Origin of the sequence: Streptomyces sp. SolWspMP-5a-2, assembly GCF_900091845.1 — a bacterium.
GTDB classification, from domain to species: domain Bacteria; phylum Actinomycetota; class Actinomycetes; order Streptomycetales; family Streptomycetaceae; genus Streptomyces; species Streptomyces doudnae.
Genome location: NZ_FMCI01000011.1, coordinates 1 through 4100, shown reverse-complemented (window position 1 = coordinate 4100; position 4100 = coordinate 1). Strand labels below are relative to the sequence as shown.

Genomic DNA, 4100 nt, shown 5'->3' with positions numbered 1-4100 from the left:
CCTCATCGTCGACCGCCAGGGTCTGCCCCTGTCGGTCGGCATCTCCGCCGCCAACCTTCATGACAGCCAGGCGCTCATCCCTCTGGTCCGCGGCATCCCACCCATTCGCTCCCGCCGCGGCCCGCGACGGCGGCGGCCCGGCAAGCTGCACGGAGACAAGGGCTACGACTACCGGCACCTGCGGCAATGGCTCGCTTCGCGCGGCATCCGGCACCGGCTCGCCCGCAGAGGCATCGAGTCGTCCCAGCGCTTGGGCCGCCACCGCTGGGTCGTGGAGCGGACCGTGTCATGGCTGTCCGGCTGCCGACGCCTCCACCGCCGCTACGAGCGCAAGCCGGAGCACTTCCTGGCCTTCACCGCCATCGCCGCGACCCTCATATGCCACCGCAGACTGACCAAGTGAAATGGCGTCTAAAAAGGGGGCGAGCACGCAGGTCCGAGCCCCGTGGACCGGGGCAAGCCGGGTTCCAAGATGCACATCTTGTCGGACGCGAACGGACTGCCACTGGTCGTCGGCGTCTCAGCCGGCAACACCCATGACAGTGAAGGGCTGAAGCCGATGGTCGAGGGCCACCAAACGAGACACGACCCCCACCGCGGGCGTCACTCCAAGCCCCAGCGCCTGCACGCGGACAAAGCCTACGACCCGCGCTGATCTGCGCAGATGGCTCCGATGGAAGCGCATCGGAGTGCGCATCGCCCGCAAAGGCATCGAGTCCAGCGAACGATTAGGACGTTGCCGCTGGGTCATCGAGCGCACCATGTCGTGGCTGTCCGGCTACCGCCGACTCAGCCCCCGCTATGAGCGAAACCCCCGCAATTATCTGGCCTTTCTCGGACTCGCCGCCGCCCTGTGCTGCTACAAGCGACTCATCCGCCTCACCACGTAGGACACGGTCTAAGAGCTCGTGCACGGTAGGTGGTGAGACGCCGGGTCCTTGATCGTTGATTATGGTTGTGTGGTGGGAGATGCGACCCGTGCAGTGATCATCAGCAACCGGCGGATCACGGGCTTGACGGCGGATGTGATTGCTGAACTCGTCACTGAGATCGGCCCGTTGTGGCACGAGCGCCACCAGGCCAGGCTCGCCTCCAGGCAGCGAAGGCGGGCCGTGGGCGCTGATGCAAAGCACAGGCTGGTGTTCGTCGATCGGCTGCTCCCCACCCCGGTTCATCTCCGTCACGGGACGACTCACGATGTGCTGGCCTGCTGGTTCGGCGTGGACCGCTCGACTATCACCCGGGCCATTGGCGAGGTAGGGCCCCTGCTCGCCGAGCGGGGGTTCACCGTCAGCCCGGATGTGCGGCTGCGAAGTCTGGCCGAAGCTCTACCACGAGTTCAACCAGACGTACGACTGGTGACTATGGGACAGATCGTCGCGCGGTGGGGTATGCAAGATGCGTACCCCACCATAATCAATTCAACGGAGCAGAGCGTGTATACATATTTTTCGGCCGCCGAAGCATCCGATGAGGGAAACATTTGGATACTGTACGCTGTTGCGATATTCGGAGTATTGCTAGGGGTTGCATTTATTTTCAATATCGCCAGGGCTGCCGACAGGTTCTACAATCTCGTATCGACTTACATGCCGCCAGGGAATGCCACCCCTAAAACTATCCGTTTCGTGGGCGGAGCCTGGATTGTGGTCAGTGTTTACATCCTGGTGTCTGGAATGGTTTCAGGGTTGCAATGAAAGGCAGTAGTCAGTAATTTAATTTCCTCTGCCTTGGCAGTTCTTGCGGGGGTTTTCTGGGGAGGTGGATCGGCCCGATAGGCGTATCGGGGATGAGAGTTGGGCGGGCTTAGATCATTTGCGTGTCGGGTCACCAGCTGGCTTGCAGCACACCATCGCTGTCTGGCAAGGCGGCATGGAGCCTCTTTCATCTTGAATAGTCGCAGCTCGTGAGGGTGTGGATGGCCTGAACGATGGTGCTGGAGCGGCGGGTGGAACATCTGGCTCGCCGGAGCAGTCGCCAGGACTTCAGTTGCGCGAAGGCGCGTTCCCCCGGGGGCTGTCAGCCGGGCTGGTCGCGGTTGAACTGCTGGTAGTGCTGCGGTTGTTTGCGGTGGGGGTAGTAGGGGGTGCGGGCTGCGGTCAGGTCATGGGTGCGGCCCGGGGTGGCGCGGGAGAACCATAACAGGGCGCCGTTCGGGGCAGCGATGACCTGCACATTCATGCCGTGCTGGCGGTGCTTCTGCGAGTAGTACTGCTCGTCCGCGCGGATCCGGCCGATGGGGATCAGGGTGCCGTCAACGATGACGTGGTCGCCCTCACCGAGGCCGGTGAGGGCTTCATGAAGGCCGGGTGCCCAGGAGGCCAGAACGCCCAAGACCTCGTCCACGTACCGCCAAGCGATGGCCTGCGATATCCCGAAACCGGCTCCGAGTTGTGCGAACGTCTCGTTCTTACGCAGATTGACCAGCGGCGGCAGTGCCTGCTGGAAGCAGCCGAGCTTGCGCCAGCGGGTGTTACGGGTCCGGCGTTGCTCGTACAGCAGCCAGGCGACATGCTCAACAAGCTCATGCGGGACGTCGAGCGTGGCACGATACAGAACCAACAGGGCCCCTTCGGTCGCCGGCGTGATGAGTGGAATCACCACGCCAACGACGAGGGGCCCTGCCTCGTCACCACCCCCGCCGACCAGCCCATTTCACCCTCCAGCACAGGATGAAAGAGGCTCAGTGTTGGGGCCCCTGAGCGTACGGCCGATAGGTAGCCAGGCGTCAGCGGCGGACGGTGAGGTGCAGCCTCACTAGCGGACGGGGTGATGCCATATCTGCCCAGCCAGGAATTCTCATCACCTGAATCATTTATACCGGAATCCCGTCCCACCATGCCCTCAACTCAGATTCCTGATGCCCCCAGGAAATTACGGCAAAATATTCGCCATCCGAATCAGTGAGAAAGCTGTCGTTTTCGAATGTCCAAACCAGAAATGATTGGTAAGTTGTTTCGTAGCAGTAAAGCCACCCAATGGTTATTCCTTGCCCGTTTGACCACTGCCGCTTGACGTTGAAGCCATCCCCTGGTAAGCAATTGGCATTCGGGCCCATGCTTCCCACCTTTTCAGTCTCATCGATTTCAAATTTAGCTAGGGCGTCACTGCTCTCGAAGCTAGCCACTTTTGCGGAGATTGAGGAGTACTTTGAATTTGCGACTTTGCAGTCCAGACTTACCTTGCTGTGTGCAATTGATGACGGGGAAGTGACGCAGTTGGTGAGGCCGCGCCCCACTCGTTGCGCCAGTAATTGCCCGTCCGGACCCAAGGTCTCCCCTTCCGTTGTTACTGATCTGGTCGGTGTCGGATTTGGATGTCCCGGCGAAGCGGCGCCGGGTACGATATTCCCGGGTATGGTCACGACCTTTTCGCTCGATGGAAAAAATACAGCCAAGATTGCGGCTAGGCCCACCAAGAGGCCACCGACAGCTGCCGCAATCGGTGCGAAGATCTTCCACTTCTGTTGATTGGGTGAACCGTTCGAGTCGTCGGCGCTCAATTCCACCTCATAGATCTGATGGCTGTAGTTTTCTTACTACCTTAGAATGAAGGCTGAGCAGGCCCTAGATGTTAATTGGCCAACGTTGTGCGATACGGAGTGTGATCTGCCGAGATTTTCACTTGATCAATTTTAGACGGTGGTAACTTTGGTGTACACCTTTGGCGTCGACGGGTGGTGGCTAAGACGCCATTTCACTTGGTCAATCTGCGGTGGCATATGAGGGTCGCGGCGATGGCGGTGAAGGCGAGGAAGTGTTCCGGCTTGCGTTCGTAGCGGCGGTGAAGGCGGCGGCAGCCGGAGAGCCAGGACACGGTCCGTTCCACGACCCAGCGGTGCCGGCCCAGACGTTGGGACGACTCGACGCCCTTACGAGCGAGGCGGTGCCGGATGCCGCGGGAAGCGAGCCATCGCCGCAGGTGGCGGTAGTCGTAGCCCTTGTCGCCGTGGAGCTTGCCGGGGCGGCGACGTCGCGGGCCGCGACGTGAGCGGATGGGTGGGATGCCGCGGACCAGTGGGATGAGGGCCTGGCTGTCGTGGAGGTTCGCGGCGGAGATGCCGACGGACAGGGGGCAGGCCACGACGGTCGACGATGAGA

General features: G+C 61.3%; 3 protein-coding genes and 3 pseudogenes. 3 read left to right on the top strand and 3 right to left on the bottom strand.

The features are described from left to right. The 3 genes and pseudogenes from GA0115242_RS00645 to GA0115242_RS41385 form a co-directional block, all read left to right on the top strand. Positions 1–403, top strand: a 403-nt coding sequence (locus GA0115242_RS00645; RefSeq protein ID WP_107461304.1) for an IS5 family transposase, incomplete at its 5' end; no start/stop codon positions are given. A gap of 12 nt (positions 404–415) precedes the next feature. Then, positions 416–890, top strand: a pseudogene (locus tag GA0115242_RS00640) (IS5 family transposase); the annotation flags it as partial. Between the two features lie 72 nt (positions 891–962). Further along, positions 963–1697 (top strand): helix-turn-helix domain-containing protein, encoded by a 735-nt coding sequence (locus tag GA0115242_RS41385; RefSeq protein WP_256089321.1) that lies wholly within the window; start codon positions 963–965, stop codon positions 1695–1697. A gap of 187 nt (positions 1698–1884) precedes the next feature. Here the strand turns inward: GA0115242_RS41385 and GA0115242_RS00630 are convergent. From GA0115242_RS00630 to GA0115242_RS00625, 3 genes and pseudogenes are all read right to left on the bottom strand, one after another. After that, positions 1885–2604, bottom strand: a pseudogene (locus GA0115242_RS00630) (transposase family protein). A gap of 211 nt (positions 2605–2815) precedes the next feature. Beyond that, complete coding sequence (locus tag GA0115242_RS40175) at positions 2816–3502, bottom strand: hypothetical protein (protein WP_141721438.1); 687 nt, start codon at positions 3500–3502, stop codon at positions 2816–2818. A gap of 194 nt (positions 3503–3696) precedes the next feature. Further along, a pseudogene (locus tag GA0115242_RS00625) lies at positions 3697–4100 on the bottom strand (IS5 family transposase); the annotation flags it as partial.